Source organism: Acinetobacter sp. 24-47-66, from assembly GCF_056779755.1.
Window position 1 is genome coordinate 144,236 of sequence record NZ_JBWYIL010000001.1, and the last position, 19,174, is coordinate 163,409.

Sequence of the window (19,174 nt, forward strand, 5' to 3'; positions counted from 1 at the left end):
AGTTTATATGATTCAAATGCGTGTCAATTTCATATGTTTAAAATTTAATGACAGCTATTTTATGAGTTGTAATCACATTATCATAAAAAAATGAATAAAGATTCATTATTTTGTTTTCATTTAATTTCGCTTATTTTGATGTTGTTTTCTATAACACCATAGTGGAATGAAATATAAAAAGTGGAATAAAAAATAAAAAACGACCCTTTAGGATCGTTTTTTCAGAAGCAATTGAGTGACTAGTGTTGTGTAGAGTGTGACAACGCCTGAGCGTGAGGGTTCTCAAGTTCTAAACTTTGATTAAGTTCAGTATCGAAAACATCAGTCAACATACTGTCAAAACGTTTAGCGTTATACGTAAGCAACTGATCTGCTTCAGCTTGAGTGATGAAATTCTCCTTAAGAGCAGATTCAATATGCTCTTCGAAAGTCAGACCTGTAAATTGGCCTTTAGATTCAGCCTTTTTAAACTTATTCCATAAATCCTCAATTTGAAGCAACATTTGGAATGTAGACTCCATGCGTCCATTGACATCATCGGAATCAGTGCTATAGAAGACATGTTTTTTTAATTCATCGCGGAAAGCATTTTCCTGAAGAATTAGTTCACCTAATTTAAGTTTCAAGGCATCTGATGGTTGAGTAATAGGACGACCAAAAGGGAAACAAATAAGTTTGACTAAACTTGCGGCAATTTTTACAGGGAAGTTATCAAACAGACCATAGAACGCTTCTTGAGATGCATATAATGCTTTCTCAAGTGCGAGTTTAGCGTGCAGTTGTTCAGCTTCAGTACGTTGACCATTTTCATAAAATTTAAGAATAGCAGTCGCAATAAATAAGTGTGAATGCATATCTGCTAATCGTCCAGACAGCATTTCTTTGCGTTTGATATCACCTGCAAGGAGGCCTAAGCACATGTCTGCGACTAAGGCAAAATTAGCACTCAAACGATTAATGGTTTTGTAGTAAGGGCGACTGAAATCATCAGCCTTTACTGAACCTTCTGTTGATCCGCCTATAAAACCATAAGCAAATGATTTAGCGGTTCGATTAAATGTATAACCCAAATGCTTATAAAGAATGTCATTAAACTCTTTTAAGGCTGCATCTTTATTTTCGGCTTGTAAAAGTTGTAATTCTTCAAATAAATAGGGATGACAACGCATCGAACCTTGACCAAAAATCATCAGTGAACGACTCAGAATATTGGCACCCTCAACAGTAATCGAAACAGGGATCGCTTGGTACATGAGCGCCAAGAAGTTACGAGGACCCATTTGGATAGCACGCCCGCCCACAATGTCCATACTATGATTAACAATCTTACGCATGGTCTCAGTTGCGTAGTATTTTGCCATTGCAGTCATGACTGCAGGTTTACCCCCTTGGTTTAGGCCACAAGTCACTAGGTAACGGAATGCTTCAAGCATATAGGTATCGCTAGCGATATCACTTGAAACCTCTTGAACACCTTCGAATTTACCGACTGAAATTTTGAATTGTTGACGGACACGAGCAAAGGCGCCGACATTTAAATAACACATTTCACCTGCAGCTGTTGATAGTGCTGGAAGAGAAATACCGCGGCCAACTGCCAGACATTCCATCAGCATACGCCAGCCTTTACCTGCATTTTCTACACCACCAATAATCCAATCCAGCGGAATGAAGACATCTTTACCATCCACGGTACCATTCATAAATGGCGAACCTGGATTATGGCGTGCTCCTACAATCACACCTTCATGATCAGCTGGTAATAGGGCACATGTGATTCCGTATTCAGTTTTGTTTTTATCACCTAGTAAACCTTCAGGGTCATATAATTTGAAAGCTAAACCGACCACCGTAGCAACAGGGGCAAGTGTAATCCAACGTTTGGAAAAATTCATTTTTAGGCCAAGAACTTCTTGTCCTTCAAATTGACCATAACAAACCACACCTGTGTCAGGAATTGCACCTGCATCTGAACCTGCTTCAGGGCTTGTTAAACCAAAACATGGAATTTCTTCACCTTTTGCTAAACCTGGTAAATAACGATTCTTTTGATCTTCAGTACCGTAGTGTAAGAGTAATTCTCCTGGACCTAAAGAGTTAGGCACCATACAACTGACAGCAGTGGTAAGTGAGCGCGAGGCAATCTTACTCATGATACGGCTTTGCGCAAATGAGCTGAATTGTTTACCGCCGTATTCTTTAGGGATAATTAAACCCAGAAAACCTTTGGATTTAATAAATGACCAGACTTCTTCAGGGAGGTCTTTACGATGATGGTGAATATCCCATTCATCCAGCATCTGGCAGAGCTGTTCGACTTCATGATCGATAAATGATTGTTCTTCTTCAGACAGTGTGGGGTACGGATACTGATCAAATTTCTTCCAGTCTGGTGCCCCCATAAACAATTCTTTTTCCCACCAACTGGTTCCTGCATCTAATGCTTCACGCTCGGTACTACTCATTGTTGGCATTGCATTGGCTAGAGCTTTATAGGCAGGTTGTGTAATAAATTTCATCCTTAACGTATCAATACTGACAATCAATGAAATTAGGATAAAAGGAATACCGAGTATCAGCGACCAAGGGCTGATCAACGCAACTAAAATAGATACGACTGTGAGTGTGATAGCCCCAGAAGTTCTTGAGAATTCGAAATAAAAAATAGCCCAGAGTGTTATAAATAGAATAATTAAACTGAGTATAAAAAACATTATGAACTGCTCCATTTATGATTTGGTCATGGAGCCAATACCCACAGTAAATTTAATCAAAGCACAAACATCAGATCTACAGCGATATTGGATCATGAAATGTGAAACGAAAGCGTTGAGTTCTAAAACGGACGCATATTAATACTTATATTGGATAAGATTGTTTGAAAAATATTCAAAATTCAAGCTGAAGAGAGATAAGAAATGTGTCAATAAGTAATTGAGAATTATAAAAACCACAAACAAAAAAGCCCTCATACGAGGGCTTTAAAGTAAGAAGAATTATGCTTCGATTGTTTGAACAGTAATTTTCTTTGCAGGATCAGCTTTACGACGAACTGCTGGTACTGGTTCGCCATAGTATTGACGATCAGCAAAATAACTTGAACGTACCATAGGTGCAGCCCAAATATTTTTAAAGCCTAATTTTTGCCCATGTGCTGTATAGCGTTCGAACTCTTCAGGTGTGACGAAGCGATCAATTGGTGCATGTTCTTTCGATGGTTGTAAATATTGACCAATCGTTACGTAGTCAACATCGTGTGCTTTGAGGTCATCAAGAAGTGCGAGAACTTCTTCTTCAGTTTCACCAATACCCACCATCAAGCCACATTTAGTTGGAATATCTGGGCAGTATTCTTTAAACATTTTAAGAAGATTTAAGGAGTGTTGATAGTCTGAACCCGGACGCATTGCTTTGTATAAGCGTGGTACGGTTTCAATGTTGTGGTTAAACACATCTGGAGGACATTCCGTCATGATGCGTAATGCAACATCCATACGACCACGGAAATCAGGTACTAAAATTTCCAATAATGTATTAGGACTTAAAGCACGCGCTTCTTTAATACAATCAACAAAGTGTTGCGCTCCACCATCGAGTAGATCATCACGGTCTACAGATGTTATAACAGCGTATTTCAAACCTAAGTTTGCAATTGTCTCAGCCATGTGGCGCGGTTCATCTGGGTCTAATGCATTCGGACGACCATGTGCCACATCACAAAATGGGCAACGACGTGTACAAATGTCACCCATAATCATGAAAGTTGCTGTACCACCACCAAAACATTCAGGAAGGTTTGGACATGCAGCTTCTTCACACACTGTATGTAATTTTTGTTCACGTAAAGTTGATTTAATGCGTTGAACCTCTTCTGGTGCAGCCATTTTGACGCGAATCCAGTCTGGTTTACGAGGTGCTTCAACCGTAGGAATCACTTTTACAGGAATACGTGCAACTTTCTCAGCGCCACGAAGTTTTTCACCCTGTACTGGTTTACGGTTTTCTGACATATTCAACGATTCCACTAATGTGTGACGGGAGGAAATATTAAAAATAGGTCTCTTATTATAGCGAATTTATGCATAAATTGGGCAAAAACGATATTCATAAAATAAATGTGGCTATCAAGCAATATATGGTATTGAAATACAGCAAATGTGCGCATTTTCAGTCATAATATAAGTTAGATAAATGAAGAGATAATTGTATAGGAGCATTGAATGCCGCGTAAGAAAGAGGTCGTGAGTGGAACCTTTGTCAAATATGATGCAGTCGTTTTAGGTTCAGGCCCTGCTGGTGAAGGTGCGGCAATGAAACTTGCCAAATCAGGCAAGCGCGTTGCAGTAGTTGATATGCGTGAACAACTTGGTGGTAACTGTACTCATGTAGGAACTATTCCAAGTAAAGCTTTACGTCAAACGGTTTCTAGCATTATCCGTTATCAACGTGATCCAATGTTCCAAAAAGTGGGTGATTGGAAACAATTCACCATGAAGCAAGTGCTTCGTAATGCGCATAAAGTGATCCAACAGCAAGTAGATACACACTCGCGTTTTTACGACCGCAACCGCATTGATATTTTCCACGGTCGTGCTTATATCCAAGATCAGAATACAGTTGTGATTTTCACGCCTGAAGGTGTGAAAGAAACGATTATTTTTAAACAGTTGGTGATTGCCACAGGTAGTCGTCCATATCGTCCTTCAATTCTAGATTTCAATCACCCACGTGTGTTTGATTCTGACAAAATCTTAGATCTAGATTTTTCAATTCAAAAAATCATTATTTATGGCGCTGGTGTCATTGGCTGTGAATATGCATCTATCTTTATTGGCTTAGATCACAAAGTTGATTTGATTAATACACAGCATAAATTACTGAGCTATTTAGATGACGAAATTGCTGATGCATTGTCATATCACTTACGTGAACAAGGTGTATTGATTCGCCACAATGAGCAGATTGATCACTTAGAAACATTTGATGATCATGTGGTGTTGCATCTTGAAAGCGGCAAGAAAATTAAAGCTGATGCAATTCTATGGTGTAATGGTCGATCTGGTAATACAGATGGTCTTGGCTTGGAAAATGTTGGTATCAAACCAAACAGCCGTGGACAACTATCAGTGAACGAGCAGTATCAAACTGAAGTTGAAAACATTTATGCTGCGGGTGATGTGATTGGTTGGCCGTCTCTAGCTTCAGCTGCATATGACCAAGGTCGTTGTGCTGGCGCGATTATGAGCGGTGAACAAGGTATCCAACCCGTGGTTGATATCCCTACTGGTATTTATACCATTCCAGAGATTTCATCAATTGGTAAAACTGAGCAGGAATTAACTGAAGAAAAAATTCCTTATGAAGTTGGTCAGGCGTCTTTCCGTCACCTCGCTCGTGCACAAATCACGGGTGATACAGTGGGTGAGTTAAAGATTTTATTCCATCGCGAAACCTTAGAAATTTTAGGTGTGCATTGCTTCGGTAATAATGCTTCTGAAATTATCCATATTGGTCAAGCCGTGATGAATAGTCCGAACAACACCATCAAGTATTTTGTTGAGACAACGTTTAACTACCCAACGATGGCTGAAGCTTATCGTGTAGCAACGTTAAACGGGATGAATCGTTTGTTCTAAGGCGACTTGATGATAAAAACTCGCAAGTTCAGGCTTGCGAGTTTTTTTATTTTTTGCATTTAAGGTTGATCTTTAAATCACAAAATACAATAAAGCTCCATAGCTAACAAAGCTCGCTAATAAAGAGATGATGACAGGGATTTTTGATCTCAGTAAAAGAATGACAATGCCGATAAAAATAAAATCATAAATTGAGTGTAGATGTTTTTCAGCCATTTGAGCAATTAAACAGAGTAATAATCCGATGACCGCTGCATTAATAGCAGCGACGGCTGCTGCAATCTTTTTGTTTTTGACCCATTTTGACCAATAAGGGAGCGTGCCGAAAATAAGCAGAAATGAGGGCAGGAAAATTATACTGGTTGCAATCGCAGCGTTAAGTAAAGGCGATGCGGTAAATCCTAAATATGTGCCAACGTATCCTGCAAAGCTAAATAAAGGGCCTGGAATAAGTTGAGCAAATGCATAGCCTAAGTCAAATTGTTCCGCAGTGATGTGTTGAGTAAGCACAAAATCTTCATACATGAGTGGCAGGATGATATGACCGCCCCCAAAAACCATTGAAGCAGTGTGATAAAAGCTTTCTAGATTGCTAAGCAAGCTTGATGAATAGATAAATTGCAGCGCAGGAAAAATAATAAATAAAGCTATAAACAGGATGAGCCAGAGATAATGATACTTTTGATATGCCTGAGTGGTTTTGATGTGCGGTGATGGCTGAGATTTTCCTTTTTTCGTAAAAGCTAAGCCAATGAATCCAGACACTAAAATTAAGAAAATTTGACTATAGCTCCACTGTGTAAAATAAATAAAAAAAGCAGAACTCAGCATCAGGACATACTGCCAAATTTCAGTACAGAAGCTTTTGAACATTTGTAAAAAAGCCCAAATGACGACGGCTATTACAATCAAATGGATGACGTGAAAGAGTTCAAGAGGTACATCAGAAAAAAAATATTGACCAAAAATAGCAAATGAAGTCATTAGAATGAAGGCAGGTAATGTAAATCCTAACCAAGCAATAAAGCCCCCCCAATATCCTTTGGATAAATATCCTATCGATAGCCCCACTTGACTACTGGTCGGACCTGGCAACAATTGTGTTAATGCGACCAATTGTCCATATTCATGAGAGCTTAGCCATTTGAGCCGATCAACAAAAGTGCGATGAAATAACACCAAATGCGCTGCAGGACCACCAAATGAAATACATCCTAATTTAAGAAAAATAAAAAATAGTGCTGATAAGCTAACTTTAGGAAAATTATCTGATTTCATTTAGTAATCGTACGATGTTTTTGAACTAAGTCTAATAGGCGATTATGACAAGTATTTGAAATGAATGAAGGAGTGATGAGAAGTAAGCCTTATCATCAAACGATAAGGCTTGTGGGTGTTAAATTAAGCAAAATTTCCATTTCTGAAATCATCAAATGCTTGCACGATTTCTTCCTGAGTATTCATGACGAAAGGACCGTGGGCAACAATGGGTTCATTCAATGGTTCACCACTTAAGCAAAGAATTTTCGCCGTACGATGAGCAAATATTTCTACCCCTGTTGATGTTGGATCAAGATAAAGCGTTTGCATGGCTGTATAGATCTGACCATCAATCTCAACTTCTCCATCAAGGATGAAAATCAGTTGATTCCAGTTTGGCATAAGATTTAATGGAAGGTGTGCTCTATGATTAAGTCTAATGTCATAAACATTCATGTTGCTAAATGTTTGAGCTGGGCCTTGATAAACAGTTGAGCCGATTTGATATTGACCAGCAATAACACGAATCTTGGTTTGCTCATCGTGAGATAAAACTTCAGGAATGTTTTGCTCAGTCAACTCCTGATATCTCGGCTCAGTCATCTTTGCATGCTGTGGTAGATTTACCCAAAGTTGAACCATATCCAAAACTCCGCCAGTTGTTGCAAAAGCTTCTGAATGGTGTTCTTCATGCAGAATACCTTTACCTGCGGTCATCCATTGCACTTCGTTTGGACCAATTTTTCCATGATTGCCTTTTGAGTCACGATGCTCTAATTCGCCGTCATAGACAATCGTCACCGTTTCAAAGCCACGGTGGGGGTGTAAACCAACACCGCGTTGGTGGTGACTTGGAGAAAATCGATATTGACCTGTATAACCCATTACAAGGAATGGGCTGGTATGATTTCCTATTTCATGCATGGGTAACATAGAGTTTGTTGGAAAACCATCACCCACCCACGTGCTTCGATCGCTGGTATAAACTTTCTGAACGTGTGTCATTTTGTATTCCTCTATATATCGTTCTAATCATGATATTGAGGTATATTGATGAGATTACAGGGCGATTCTCTCAACAGATAATTCCAAAAATGAAACAATTATGCAAAATTTAAATGATTACTACTATTTTGTGCAGGTCGTTAAATATCAAGGTTTTACTAAAGCGAGTGAAGCTTTAGGTATTACAAAATCTAAGTTATCTCGTCATATTTCAGATTTAGAAAACCGTTTACACGTAAGATTATTGCAACGAAATACACGAAAGTTTGCCGTAACCGCAGTTGGTCAAGAATTTTTTGAATATTGTATTAAGATTTTGGATCAAGTGGAGGCGGCAGAAAATTTTGTAGAGCAAAGTTTGTCGAGCGAGCCTTCAGGTTTAATTCGAATCTCGTGCCCAATTGGTTTGGTTGAGTTTCCATTGGGGAATATGATTGCTAAATTCATGCAACATTACCCACGTGTTCAAGTTCATCTGGTCGCAACAAATCGTAAAATTGATCTCATAGAAGAGGGGATTGATTTGGCTGTTAGGGTGAGAAATTTACCACTTGAAGATAGCGACTTGATTGTACGAGAGCTTGATGCTTGGCAACATGTGTTAGTGGCAACGCCTGAATTAATTCAACAGATTCATGAACCTATCCATTTGGATAACCTTGCACAACTTCCGAGTATAGGTTTTCATGTCCCAAAATCGATTTGGAGATTTCAATCCAAATTTGACACAGTTAATCAGTTTCAAGAAATAGAATTCTTTCCAAGACTCAAAACTGATAATTTTGCTGCCATAAAATCTGCAGTGTTGAACAGTGTTGGAATAGCATCATTACCTAGAGTGTTTGTTTATGAAGAGCTTAATCAAGGCACTCTTGTAGAATTAGTCCCTGAATGGGAGTTGCCTCGTGGCGTTATTCATGTTGCCTATACATCACGACAAGGCATGATGCCTGCCGTGAGATGTTTATTAGATTATTTGATTGAGGAATTTAAAAAACTGAGCTGTCAAAACCATGAAATTATATGAATTAATGTGCGCAAAAAGCTTGATTAAAATATGCAAATAAATCAGGAGTGTTCATCCACAGAGTAATCGACAGACTAAGCAGAAGGATGACTCCGATAAATATGATGATGTTGAGCAAATTGAAGCGATTAGTCATTGACGACATTCTCCTCATTAACAAATAAATGAATGAATACACCGAAGATACTGAGCGCAATACACATCATCCAAATAATATTGTAATTGCCTGTCATATCATGATTTAAGCCACCCAACCATCCTCCAAAAAATGAACCGACTTGGTGAGTAAAAAATACAATTCCACTTAGCATGGTGAGATACTTAACCCCAAACATATTAGCAACAATACCATTGGTAAGGGGAACGGTTGATAACCATAACAACCCCATAATGATGGCAAAACTATAAATCGTAAAGATCGAGAGTGGCAATGCAAGGAATAAAATGATGGCGATGCCACGTAGTCCATATAACCACATGAGCAATTTAGGTTTGGAATATTTATCACCCAGCCAACCAGCAGTGTAAGTTCCAACAATATTAAATAGCCCAACCAAGGCTAAAAACATAGTACCAGTTGTGGTGCTAAAACCATGGTCAGTTAAATAACCCGGCAAATGAATGCCCAAAAATACGACCTGAAATCCACAAACTAAAAATCCTAATGCCAACCAGATAAAAGGTTTGTGGTTTTTGGCAACTATGAGTATTTGTTTAAAACTTAAAGAAGGTTTAGTGATCGCATCAACTGTTTGAGGCGCTTGATACATTGGAGCTTTTAGCATCCAAGCCAAGGGTACAATTAATGCAATTAAAATCGCTGTGATGAGTAGCGCCGATGACCAACCAAAATTTTGTAAGAGTAAAAGTGTGGTTGGCAACATAATAAATTGCCCAAAAGAGCCTGCTGCGCTGGCAATACCCATAGCCATACTACGTCGACTTGGGTGCGCTGCACGTCCGACAGCAGAGAGCAAAACAGAAAATGAAGTAGCTGATAAAGCCAAACCAATGATTAAACCTAGACTAAGATTGATGAGAAGCCCTGTTGAGCTAAATGCCATCATCACAAGTCCAATCGCATATAAAGCGCCGCCTACGGCAACGACTTTTTTACTCCCATATTTATCTGCTAGCGCTCCAGTAAAGGGTTGAACAGCACCCCATAATAAATTTTGAAAGGCAATTGCTAAACTAAAAACTTGATGATTCCAATTAAACTCATGACTCATTGGAACTAAATACAAGCCAAATCCATGTCTGACACCTAAGGAGAGTGCCAAAATAAAAGCACTCCCAATGAGCATAAAGATGAGGGGTTTTGAAAATTTGGTTTCTGACATGGTCAATCCGCTTAGCATTTTTTGTAATTTTAAAAGATCAGTAGCATCATGACGACAGAATAAAAATTTATCAATCAATAAAATTTAGTTATTAGAATGAATAAAGCGGCACTTGGCCGCTTTATGAAGACTGATGGAAATTAGAATCGATAACCAATACCGGCATATCCCAGAATCGGATTAATTTCGATATCTGATTTTGCATTGATTAATTCACCAAGTTCAGCATCGTTTACTGTAATTGTGGTTTCACCTTTAAGATGCGCATAGGAAATTGACCCGACTGCAAACCAACGATCGTTGAAATCATAAGTAAAACCGGCAGTAGCTACAGGGGCGAAAGCATCTTTAGCTTCGAGTTTAACTTTAGGATTCGCAGTACTTTCAATTCCATCAAGTGCTTTCCCAGCTTCACCTAATTTGATGTTCGCAATTTTATGACCTGCAGCGACTAGATCAGCTTCAAGGTTGGAGTTCATTTCCAATTCATTGAAGTATGCATACATCAAACCAAGCCCTACATAAGGTCTAAATTTATTTACGCCTGTTTTACCAAAATGGTATTGGAATTCGAATGCTGGAGTCCATGCACGAGCTTCTGCAACTTTACCATGGGCTGATAAATCAGTGATTGGTAGATCTTTTTGTAAGTACATTTCCCCAAGCGCAATACCACCAGGGATTGAATCAATAAGATCTAATTCTGGTTTTGCAGTAGCTTTAAAAGGTGCATAAATTTGACCTTTACCTTGGATATCAACTTTGGGTGGAATGCCAGCTTTCACTTCAAAAGAAATGTTATCAGTGAAAAAATAGTTAGTCATAATACCAAGTGTTGTGACGTCGTCTGCTTCTAAACCCGTACCTTCAGCTTTCCACTGTGACAAATTATAGATATCAGCAGTACCGCTTAGCTGGCTAGGTAATTGATTAAGTCCTAAGTTGTCAAGAAATTTAACTAAATCAGCTAAACCTGTATTTTCTTCAGTTAAATTATCAATAACTGAATTCATAGAGATATCACCTACGCGAGTATTTTCACCCTCGGCTACAGCAGTGTTAATATTAATTGGTTGAGCTTTACCCTGAGGCATTACATGTAATGCACCCACTGACACAGAAAAACGTTTAAAGCCGTCGCCATCTTTCAAACTAAAATAAGGTGAATCTGCATAACTGAAGACTGGAAAACTTAACGCACTGATAGATGCAACTAAGTAAGCTAGTTTTTTTTTCATTATGGAACTCCATGTCCAAAACTGTAAATAAAGAGTGATTATTTTTGTATTTTTATTATCAAATTTATTTTTAGACACATTGTAGTAATAATTTGCCAATTATGTTTGGTTTTTGTTTGATTACAAAAAAAAGAGGCAATTGCCTCTTTTCTTACTCTATGCGTTAGAAACGCATGCCAACCCCAGCATAGCCTAATATCGGGTTAATCTCGATATCAGCTTTTGAGTTGATTAACTCTTGTCCAGTATTTTCATTGACGACTGTGATCTTCGTTTCATTCTGCAAGTGGGCGTAACTAATAGATGCTACTGCATACCATGTATCATTAAAGTCGTAGGTGAATCCAACTGTAGCTATAGGTGCAAAAACATCAGTTGCTTCTAAATTAACTTTCATTTTTCCATTGGTATCTTTCTTATCGAGTGCTGCACCAGCATTTTGATTAATAATATTTTGGATCATATGCCCAGCGGCGACTAAATCTTTTTCAATACCTGGATCCATTTTTAGCTCATTAAAATAAGCGTACATTAATCCAACGCCAACATAAGGGCGGAATTTATTAATCCCGGTCTCACCAAAACGATATTGTAATTCAAAAGCAGGGGTCCATGCTCTAGCTTCAGCAGCTTTTGAAGATTGTTCTAGATTAGTAATATGAATATTATTTTTGAGGTCTAAGTTCCCCGCAATTCCACCTAAGGGTGCTGCAGTAGCTGAGAAGGGGGCTTTAATATTTCCAATACCTTTGATATCCACTTTAGGTGGAATTCCACCTTTTATTTCCACAGACAAATTATCTGTAAAGTGATAACTGCTCATGATGCCAACTGTTGTAACTTTATCAGCCTCCAAGCCAGTATTCGGATTATCCCATTCAGCTAATCCATTAATATAGGATTTTCCACTAATAGCCCCTGAGACATTGCCTTGAAAAGCAGAAATTAATTTAACAATACCTTCTACTAAATAATTTGGTTTACGATCTGGGTCAAGGTTATCGATTACCGTGGAAGCATTAATGTCCCCAACTTTTGATTCATAATTGTCATTTATGACTGTTTTTACATTAAAAGGTTGGGCCTTACCTTGTGGCATTACGTGTAATGCACCCACTGAAATTGAAAAGCGCTTAAACCCCTCATCAGAAAGGCTGAAATATCCTGACTCCGCATAACTCAGAGAAGATAAGAATGAACTTGCGAATAATGTAGGAACTAAAAACTTCTTCATTGTTTGAAGGACTCCATGTCCAATTTTTAGTTCATTTTATATTCATTAAATCATCTAAATGCAAAGCAGTTTGTTCACTTGAAATCAAATTTATTATCCTAATTTACAATTTTTAAATTATTGAAAAATATGATATAAGTTGGATTTTAAAGTGTGTTCTAATTGTCTTATTTTTTATTTATTTGTGATGGGTTGGGCATATTGTGGTGTGGCTTCAATATGCCTCAAGTGTTTTAGAAGCGATAGCCTACACCAGCATAACCAATGATAGGATTTACTTCTAAATCAACTTCCGATGAAAATAATGTTCCGAGTTTATCATCGTTGACTTCAATTGTGGTTTTACCTGTTAGATGTGCATAACTAATAGATGCAACTGCAAACCAGTTCTGATTGAAGTCGTAAGTAAACCCAAGCGTGGCTATTGGCGCAAAACTCAATTCGGACTCAAGTTTAACCTTGGGATTTGCTGTACTTTTTTTACCTTTAATTAATGCATCGCCACCGCGTCCATTTTTCATATTGGCAATCATGTGACCTGAATCAATTAGGTCTTTTTCAAGGCTTGGATTCAATTCTAATTCATTAAAGTATGCGACCATAAGTCCAAGCCCAACATAGGGTCTAAATTTATTGATCCCAGTCTGTCCAAAATGGTACTGCAATTCCCACATTGGAGTCCATGCACGTGCTGTCGCAATAGAATTTCCATGACTTTCAAGATCTGTAATTGGCAGATCATTCTTAAGATAGATTGTTGGTAAAGGTATACCTAAAAGTGTTGAATTTGCTTCGGCTGTGAATGGTGCTGTAATCTTACCTTTACCTTGAATATCTACTTTTGGGGGGAACCCAGCTTTACTCTCGAATGAGATCTTATCGTTGAAATGGTAATTGATCATGATGCCAAGTGTTGTGACATCATCTGCAGTCATTCCAGAACCATCCATACTCCAACTTTCAATGCCGCTTACAGTTGAAGTTCCACTTTGACTGGCTGGATAAGTATCACTAAAAGCATCAACGATCTTCAAAAGCGCTTGCATACTTTGATTTTCTTTTTGTTTATCAGGATCTAAGTTCTCAAAAACTGTAGAAAGTGTAATATCACCATTTTTTGCAACTTCACCATTTTTTACTGCTGTACGAATTTTAGGTGCCTTGGCTTTACCTTGAGGCATAACATGTAATGGTCCGACTGAAATTGAATATCGTTTAAACCCTTCAGTTTCATCCAGATTAAAAAATGATGATTCTGCATAAATGGTTGTAGATGCAAAAACAATAGGTACGACCATGCACCAGAATGCTTTTTTCGTCATTTTGGACTCCCTGTCCGATTTTGTTGCTAGTTGTTGTTTTACATTCTTTAAGCGTTATATAAACATAAAATGAATCAGTTTGAAAAGCATTTTTACTCATTTTTGTGATAAAAAAATTTTAAAAATCATGAATTTAAATCTTAAAAATCCAACATTTGTTAGGTTTGTTTGTGAATTTATTTCTTATTGAGTGACTTAGCAAAATAAAAAGTCAGATCAATTTAAATTGGTCTGACTTTTTTAACTTTATTAATTAACTAAAATTATTGAAATCGGGATAAATCCTCTTCAGGGCGAGCAGTTAATACCTCGACACCTGTTTTAGTGACTAAAACAGTATGTTCATATTGCGCAGATAATTTATGATCTTTCGTTACAACTGTCCATTTATCACCAAGAAGTTTAGTTTGCCATACACCAGCATTGACCATTGGTTCAATTGTAAATGTCATACCTTCTTCTAAAACCATGCCTGAATTTGGTTGACCGTAATGAAGCACTTGAGGTTCATCATGGAAAACAGTGCCAATACCATGACCACAATATTCACGAACGACACTGAAACGCTCTGACTCAACATATTTTTGAATCGCATGACCAATATCACCGATCGTCGAACCAGGTTTTACCGTAGCAATACCACGATACATTGCTTCTTGTGCAACTTTGCATAAGCGATCTGCAAGAATAGAAGTCTCGCCACCCACGATGTACATCATGTTGGTATCACCATGAAATCCATCTTTAATCACTGTGACATCAATATTCAAGATGTCACCTTTCTTTAAGATTTTGTTTTCAGAGGGAATACCGTGGCAAACCACATGGTTTACTGATGTGCAAATCGTATGCTGGAATGCAGGACGACCAGGCGCAGCACCATAGCCTAGGCAAGCAGGAATGGCATCTTGTTTATGCACAATATAATCATGACAAATCGTATCCAATTCTAGTGTACTCACACCAGGCTTGATATGCGGTTTGATCATATCCAAAACTTCTGCCGCTAGTCGTCCCGCCACACGCATCTTTTCGATATCTTCAGCAGATTTAATTAAACGACGTGGTGCTTCATAAGTACTGTTCATGATCTTTAAAAACTTTTGGAAATTTGTGTGTGACTATGGTATAAATAGCCGCCCAATTTATCAAATGCTTTTCGTGAATAGATTCACTTAATCGGATGATATGTTGGTTAATAAAATCCGCACATATGTCGACACATTACTCTGGGTGCCCGTAAGGGTGGAGAATGCGGACATATGGAGGCCTAACCCAAACTTTTAAGGTAAAGAAAATGGCAGATTACAACGTAAGCATGCGCGACCTTCTTCAAGCTGGTGCGCACTTCGGTCACCAAACTCGCTTCTGGAACCCAAAAATGCGTCAATACATTTTTGGTGCGCGTAACAAAATTCACATCATCAACCTTGAGCACACTGTTCCTGCGTTAAATGATGCATTGAACTTTGTTAACAATCTAGCAAGCAAAAAGAACAAAGTATTGTTCGTTGGTACTAAACGTGCTGCTTCTAACATCATCCGTGAACAAGCTCAACGTGCTGGTCAACCATATGTAGATCACCGTTGGTTAGGTGGTATGTTGACGAACTGGAAAACTCTTCGTCAATCAATCAACCGTCTTAAAGATCTTCAAACTCAGTCTACTGACGGTACTTTCGCTAAGCTTACTAAACGTGAAGCTTTAGAGCGTACTCGTGAAATGGAAAAACTTGAACGTGCTCTTGGCGGTGTTAAGAACATGGGTGGTTTACCTGACGCATTGTTCATCATCGACGTTGACCACGAAGCGATTGCAATCAAAGAAGCTAAGAACCTTGGTATTCCAGTAATCGGTATCGTTGATACTAACTCTAACCCAGATAACGTTGATTTCGTTATTCCTGGTAACGATGATGCGATCCGCGCTGTAACTCTTTACGCTACTGCGATGGCTGATGCGATTATTGCTGGTAAAGAATACGCTCAAACTCAAGCTAATGCGCAAGCTAAAGGCGAAGAAGCTGCTAAAGAAGCTCCTGAGGCTTAATGCGATTTGATGCGGATTTGTCATTTTTGCGACACGTAATCGTGGCATCTTAAGCATCAATCAAGCAAAACGGCCCAGATGATTAATTTGGGCCGTTTTTGTTAACAGATACATATCTCGACCGAATTTAGGAGAATAACATGACTGCTATTACTGCAAGCATGGTTAAAGAGTTGCGTGATCGTACTGGTCTAGCAATGATGGAATGTAAAAAAGCGTTGACAGAAGCTGGTGGCGATATCGAGTTAGCGATCGACAACCTTCGTAAATCTGGTCAAGCAAAAGCTGCTAAAAAAGCAGGTAACATTGCTGCTGATGGCGCGATTACAATTGCTCAAGAAGGCAATAAAGCAATTCTTTTAGAAGTAAACTGTCAAACTGACTTCGTTGCTAAAGACGAAAACTTTGCTGGTTTCTCTGCGAAAGTTGCTGCTGCTGCGCTTGCTGCGAATGTAACTGATGCTGCTCAAATTGCTGAATTGAAACTTGAAGATGGTGCAACTGTAGAAGAAGCTCGTATTGCGCTTGTTCAAAAAATCGGTGAAAACATTCAAGTTCGTCGTGCTCAAATCGTTGAAGGTGAAAACCTTGCAGTTTACAAACACGGTTTAAAAATCGGTGTTGTAGTTTCATTTGCTGGTGATGCTGCTACTGGTAAAGGTATCGCAATGCACGTTGCTGCGTTCAACCCAGTTGCTGTAAATGCTGAAGGTGTTTCTGCTGAGTTAATCGCTAAAGAGAAAGAAATTGCTGAAGCAAAAGCAATTGAATCTGGTAAACCAGCGAATATCGTTGAAAAAATGGTAACTGGTTCAGTTGAAAAATACTTAAATGAAGTTGTTCTTGAGCGTCAAATGTACGTTATCGACAACGACAAGAAAGTTGCTGATGTTCTTAAATCTACAGGTACAACTGTTGCTCAATTCGTACGTTTCGAAGTGGGTGAAGGTATTGAGAAAAAAGCTGAACTTTCTTTCGCTGAAGAAGTTGCTGCTGCTCAAGCTGCTGCAAAATAATTGATTCAATTATTTTGAAAAAGAAAAAGCCCTTTAAGGGCTTTTTCTTTTTTTTGATGGGTCTAAATGATATAAACTTTAGGATGAAATAAAAATATAACTTAGAGATCAATATGTCTCAGAAATCAAAAATGAGTATTGTTGCGTTAATTGTGGTTGTGATCGCAGCATATTTAGGTATCGATTTAAAACAGAGTAATGAGCACGTACTAAATCCTACAGATGAAAGTACTCACTATAATGATGCTAACCAACGAGAACTATCCTCTGCGGATAATGATGATGCCGCAAAAATAGCGACACTTTTTCAAAAAAAGATCAGTGATGTGCAAGTTAGGGCTTCTGGAGAAGTTGTTGCAATATTAAAAGATGATAATGAAGGATCTAGACATCAGAAATTTATTTTAAAACTTAATCATGGTCAGACGGTTTTGGTAGCTCATAATATAGACTTGGCACCACGTGTTGAGAATATTCAAAAAGGGGATATCGTCGAGTTCTATGGTGAATATGAATATACTGACAAGGGTGGTGTAATTCATTGGACTCACCATGACCCTAATAAACGGCATATTGATGGTTGGTTAAAGCATCAAGGTCGAAGTTATCAATGAATTAGTTAATCAATGTAAAAACGGGCTAAATTAAATTCTAATTTAACCAGTGCCGTATTTGCTAATTTAAGCGCTGATTTGGCGTGATTTCCAATTAGGTAGTATCTTATCTAGGTAAGCATCCATACACCATAGAGGGCCAATCAGAAGGAATTGGAGGTCTTTAAAGAAAGAAGGCTTTTTCCCTTCAATTTTGTGCCCGTAAAATTGACCTATCCAAGCCAAAACGAACAGAGCAATATAGAATCCTTTCCCGAATGGAAGAATAATAATAAGCCAAGACATGACCAATAATAACGCTGCCAGTGCAACCGCGAGTACAAGATCTAATCTTGCATAAAAGATGAGTGTTAACACCAGTAAAAGGGTAGTCAGTAATGCGCTGAAATGAGCGAGTATGCCAATGATCGAGAATAGAATCGTGGGTACGCAAATCCAGTGTAATGTTTTATTGGTTGGGTTTTGATGGCTATCACTATATTCATCTAACCATTCTGTAATTGTCTTCATCCTATTTCCTTCACTGATTATTTGAATTTTATTTATTCTATAAACGACAGTATGACATAAGATGATAAATCAAGATTCTTTTTTGTATATTGGTCACATCAAAAAAAATTAAAAATAATAAAGCCACTCGATGAGTGGCTTTTCGTTAAATGCTTCGCTGAATCATGAGAACCTAAGAATTTGGACCATCCACACGTTCGATGCTTACACGCGCAGTACCAGCATTGGTAATACCAAGAGATTTCGCAGCACCGTAAGATAAATCTACAACACGATTACCATGAAATGGGCCGCGATCATTTACTTTAACAACGACGCTTTTACCATTAGATTTATTCGTTACACGAATATAGCAATTAAGCGGTAGGCTACGATGCGCTGCAGTAAGTGCATTCATATCAAATGTTTCGCCACTTGCGGTTTTACGACCGTGAAATTGACGACCGTACCAAGAAGCAACGCCTGTTTGACTAAAACGACGAACAGTGTTTGAAGCAACATTATTAAGTTTATCAATCACTGAAGGCTCTTCAACAGGTACTTGAATTTTCGCTGCGATTGTTTCGCGACGAATTTTATCACCTGAACTTTCAGTAATTGCTAAACTGTTTAAATTCGAGAAGTGCGAATTGAAACTCGTAGAGTCTTTGCTAATCACGCGTGAAGCAAGACTTGATTGGTCAACATCATTATTTAGATAAGATGATTGAACCAGCTCGGCATGAGTTTGAGACAAAGCCAAACTAATACCTAATATTGATAACATTTTCAGCGAAGCATGCATCGTTTAACTCCTTGGAACCCTAAGTTAATTATCTAAGTTACTGATAATTAACCTAAATGGTCTGTAAATTTACTTGTGCAACTGCATTTAACGGTAGTGGATGATATTCATCCTGATACAAAAGTGTCTAGCTTT

The 19,174-nt window shown here is 38.2% G+C and carries 16 protein-coding genes; 5 read left to right on the top strand and 11 right to left on the bottom strand.

Features of this window, described 5'->3' with window-relative positions; genetic code table 11:
• Positions 1-239 precede the first annotated feature (239 nt).
• Positions 240-2,714: an acyl-CoA dehydrogenase gene (locus tag AC1M84_RS00685; RefSeq protein WP_481594192.1), complete on the bottom strand. Its 2,475-nt coding sequence runs from the start codon at positions 2,712-2,714 to the stop codon at positions 240-242.
• A 282-nt stretch (positions 2,715-2,996) separates the two neighbouring features.
• Complete coding sequence (lipA, locus tag AC1M84_RS00690) at positions 2,997-4,010, bottom strand: lipoyl synthase (protein WP_035265671.1); 1,014 nt, start codon at positions 4,008-4,010, stop codon at positions 2,997-2,999.
• Between the two features lie 210 nt (positions 4,011-4,220).
• Here lipA and sthA point away from each other — a divergent pair, with 210 nt between their 5' ends.
• Positions 4,221-5,636 (top strand): Si-specific NAD(P)(+) transhydrogenase, encoded by a 1,416-nt coding sequence (gene sthA / locus AC1M84_RS00695; RefSeq protein ID WP_035265673.1) that lies wholly within the window; start codon positions 4,221-4,223, stop codon positions 5,634-5,636.
• A 72-nt stretch (positions 5,637-5,708) separates the two neighbouring features.
• Here sthA and chrA read toward each other — a convergent pair whose 3' ends face one another.
• Both chrA and AC1M84_RS00705 read right to left on the bottom strand, forming a co-directional pair.
• Positions 5,709-6,914, bottom strand: coding sequence for a chromate efflux transporter (gene chrA, locus AC1M84_RS00700; protein ID WP_481594193.1), 1,206 nt, complete (start codon positions 6,912-6,914; stop codon positions 5,709-5,711).
• Positions 6,915-7,037: 123 nt separating this feature from the next.
• A complete protein-coding gene (locus AC1M84_RS00705) occupies positions 7,038-7,901 on the bottom strand; it encodes a pirin family protein (RefSeq protein ID WP_481594194.1) in 864 nt (287 codons plus the stop codon).
• A gap of 100 nt (positions 7,902-8,001) precedes the next feature.
• Between AC1M84_RS00705 and AC1M84_RS00710 the strand changes: the two genes are divergently transcribed.
• Positions 8,002-8,928, top strand: a complete 927-nt coding sequence (locus tag AC1M84_RS00710) for a LysR substrate-binding domain-containing protein (protein WP_481594195.1) — start codon at positions 8,002-8,004, stop codon at positions 8,926-8,928.
• Positions 8,929-9,056: 128 nt separating this feature from the next.
• Here AC1M84_RS00710 and AC1M84_RS00715 read toward each other — a convergent pair whose 3' ends face one another.
• The 5 genes from AC1M84_RS00715 to map form a co-directional block, all read right to left on the bottom strand.
• Entirely contained in the window at positions 9,057-10,271 is a 1,215-nt protein-coding gene (locus AC1M84_RS00715; protein WP_481594196.1) for an MFS transporter, read from the bottom strand.
• Between the two features lie 140 nt (positions 10,272-10,411).
• A complete protein-coding gene (locus AC1M84_RS00720; protein WP_481594344.1) occupies positions 10,412-11,512 on the bottom strand; it encodes an OmpW/AlkL family protein in 1,101 nt (366 codons plus the stop codon).
• 160 nt (positions 11,513-11,672) lie between these two features.
• Positions 11,673-12,743, bottom strand: a complete 1,071-nt coding sequence (locus AC1M84_RS00725; protein WP_481594197.1) for an OmpW/AlkL family protein — start codon at positions 12,741-12,743, stop codon at positions 11,673-11,675.
• A 233-nt stretch (positions 12,744-12,976) separates the two neighbouring features.
• Positions 12,977-14,065 (bottom strand): OmpW/AlkL family protein, encoded by a 1,089-nt coding sequence (locus AC1M84_RS00730; protein WP_481593124.1) that lies wholly within the window; start codon positions 14,063-14,065, stop codon positions 12,977-12,979.
• 263 nt (positions 14,066-14,328) lie between these two features.
• Entirely contained in the window at positions 14,329-15,153 is an 825-nt protein-coding gene (map, locus tag AC1M84_RS00735) for a type I methionyl aminopeptidase (protein ID WP_481594198.1), read from the bottom strand.
• A gap of 209 nt (positions 15,154-15,362) precedes the next feature.
• Between map and rpsB the strand changes: the two genes are divergently transcribed.
• From rpsB to AC1M84_RS00750, 3 genes are all read left to right on the top strand, one after another.
• Positions 15,363-16,115: a 30S ribosomal protein S2 gene (gene rpsB / locus AC1M84_RS00740; RefSeq protein WP_035265684.1), complete on the top strand. Its 753-nt coding sequence runs from the start codon at positions 15,363-15,365 to the stop codon at positions 16,113-16,115.
• A gap of 140 nt (positions 16,116-16,255) precedes the next feature.
• Complete coding sequence (gene tsf, locus AC1M84_RS00745; RefSeq protein WP_035265686.1) at positions 16,256-17,131, top strand: translation elongation factor Ts; 876 nt, start codon at positions 16,256-16,258, stop codon at positions 17,129-17,131.
• Between the two features lie 113 nt (positions 17,132-17,244).
• Positions 17,245-17,745 (top strand): DUF3465 domain-containing protein, encoded by a 501-nt coding sequence (locus tag AC1M84_RS00750; RefSeq protein WP_481594199.1) that lies wholly within the window; start codon positions 17,245-17,247, stop codon positions 17,743-17,745.
• Between the two features lie 66 nt (positions 17,746-17,811).
• On the opposite strand, the gene AC1M84_RS00755 is transcribed toward AC1M84_RS00750, so the two are convergent.
• Both AC1M84_RS00755 and AC1M84_RS00760 read right to left on the bottom strand, forming a co-directional pair.
• Positions 17,812-18,255: an Mpo1 family 2-hydroxy fatty acid dioxygenase gene (locus tag AC1M84_RS00755; RefSeq protein WP_481594200.1), complete on the bottom strand. Its 444-nt coding sequence runs from the start codon at positions 18,253-18,255 to the stop codon at positions 17,812-17,814.
• Between the two features lie 172 nt (positions 18,256-18,427).
• The gene (locus AC1M84_RS00760) at positions 18,428-19,039 is read right to left on the bottom strand and encodes a septal ring lytic transglycosylase RlpA family protein (protein ID WP_035265690.1); all 612 of its coding nucleotides are present in this window, start codon (positions 19,037-19,039) and stop codon (positions 18,428-18,430) included.
• Between the last annotated feature and the right edge of the window lie 135 nt (positions 19,040-19,174).

Bases quoted from the DNA above. Each gene is read 5' to 3' on its own strand.
- map (WP_481594198.1), bottom strand. From the start codon at position 15,153: ATGAACAGTACTTATGAAGCACCACGTCGTTTAATTAAATCTGCTGAA.
- AC1M84_RS00755 (WP_481594200.1), bottom strand. From the start codon at position 18,255: ATGAAGACAATTACAGAATGGTTAGATGAATATAGTGATAGCCATCAA.
- AC1M84_RS00705 (WP_481594194.1), bottom strand. From the start codon at position 7,901: ATGACACACGTTCAGAAAGTTTATACCAGCGATCGAAGCACGTGGGTG.
- AC1M84_RS00710 (WP_481594195.1), top strand. From the start codon at position 8,002: ATGCAAAATTTAAATGATTACTACTATTTTGTGCAGGTCGTTAAATAT.
- AC1M84_RS00760 (WP_035265690.1), bottom strand. From the start codon at position 19,039: ATGCATGCTTCGCTGAAAATGTTATCAATATTAGGTATTAGTTTGGCT.
- lipA (WP_035265671.1), bottom strand. From the start codon at position 4,010: ATGTCAGAAAACCGTAAACCAGTACAGGGTGAAAAACTTCGTGGCGCT.
- AC1M84_RS00725 (WP_481594197.1), bottom strand. From the start codon at position 12,743: ATGAAGAAGTTTTTAGTTCCTACATTATTCGCAAGTTCATTCTTATCT.
- AC1M84_RS00730 (WP_481593124.1), bottom strand. From the start codon at position 14,065: ATGACGAAAAAAGCATTCTGGTGCATGGTCGTACCTATTGTTTTTGCA.
- AC1M84_RS00715 (WP_481594196.1), bottom strand. From the start codon at position 10,271: ATGTCAGAAACCAAATTTTCAAAACCCCTCATCTTTATGCTCATTGGG.
- sthA (WP_035265673.1), top strand. From the start codon at position 4,221: ATGCCGCGTAAGAAAGAGGTCGTGAGTGGAACCTTTGTCAAATATGAT.
- AC1M84_RS00685 (WP_481594192.1), bottom strand. From the start codon at position 2,714: ATGTTTTTTATACTCAGTTTAATTATTCTATTTATAACACTCTGGGCT.
- rpsB (WP_035265684.1), top strand. From the start codon at position 15,363: ATGGCAGATTACAACGTAAGCATGCGCGACCTTCTTCAAGCTGGTGCG.
- chrA (WP_481594193.1), bottom strand. From the start codon at position 6,914: ATGAAATCAGATAATTTTCCTAAAGTTAGCTTATCAGCACTATTTTTT.
- tsf (WP_035265686.1), top strand. From the start codon at position 16,256: ATGACTGCTATTACTGCAAGCATGGTTAAAGAGTTGCGTGATCGTACT.
- AC1M84_RS00750 (WP_481594199.1), top strand. From the start codon at position 17,245: ATGTCTCAGAAATCAAAAATGAGTATTGTTGCGTTAATTGTGGTTGTG.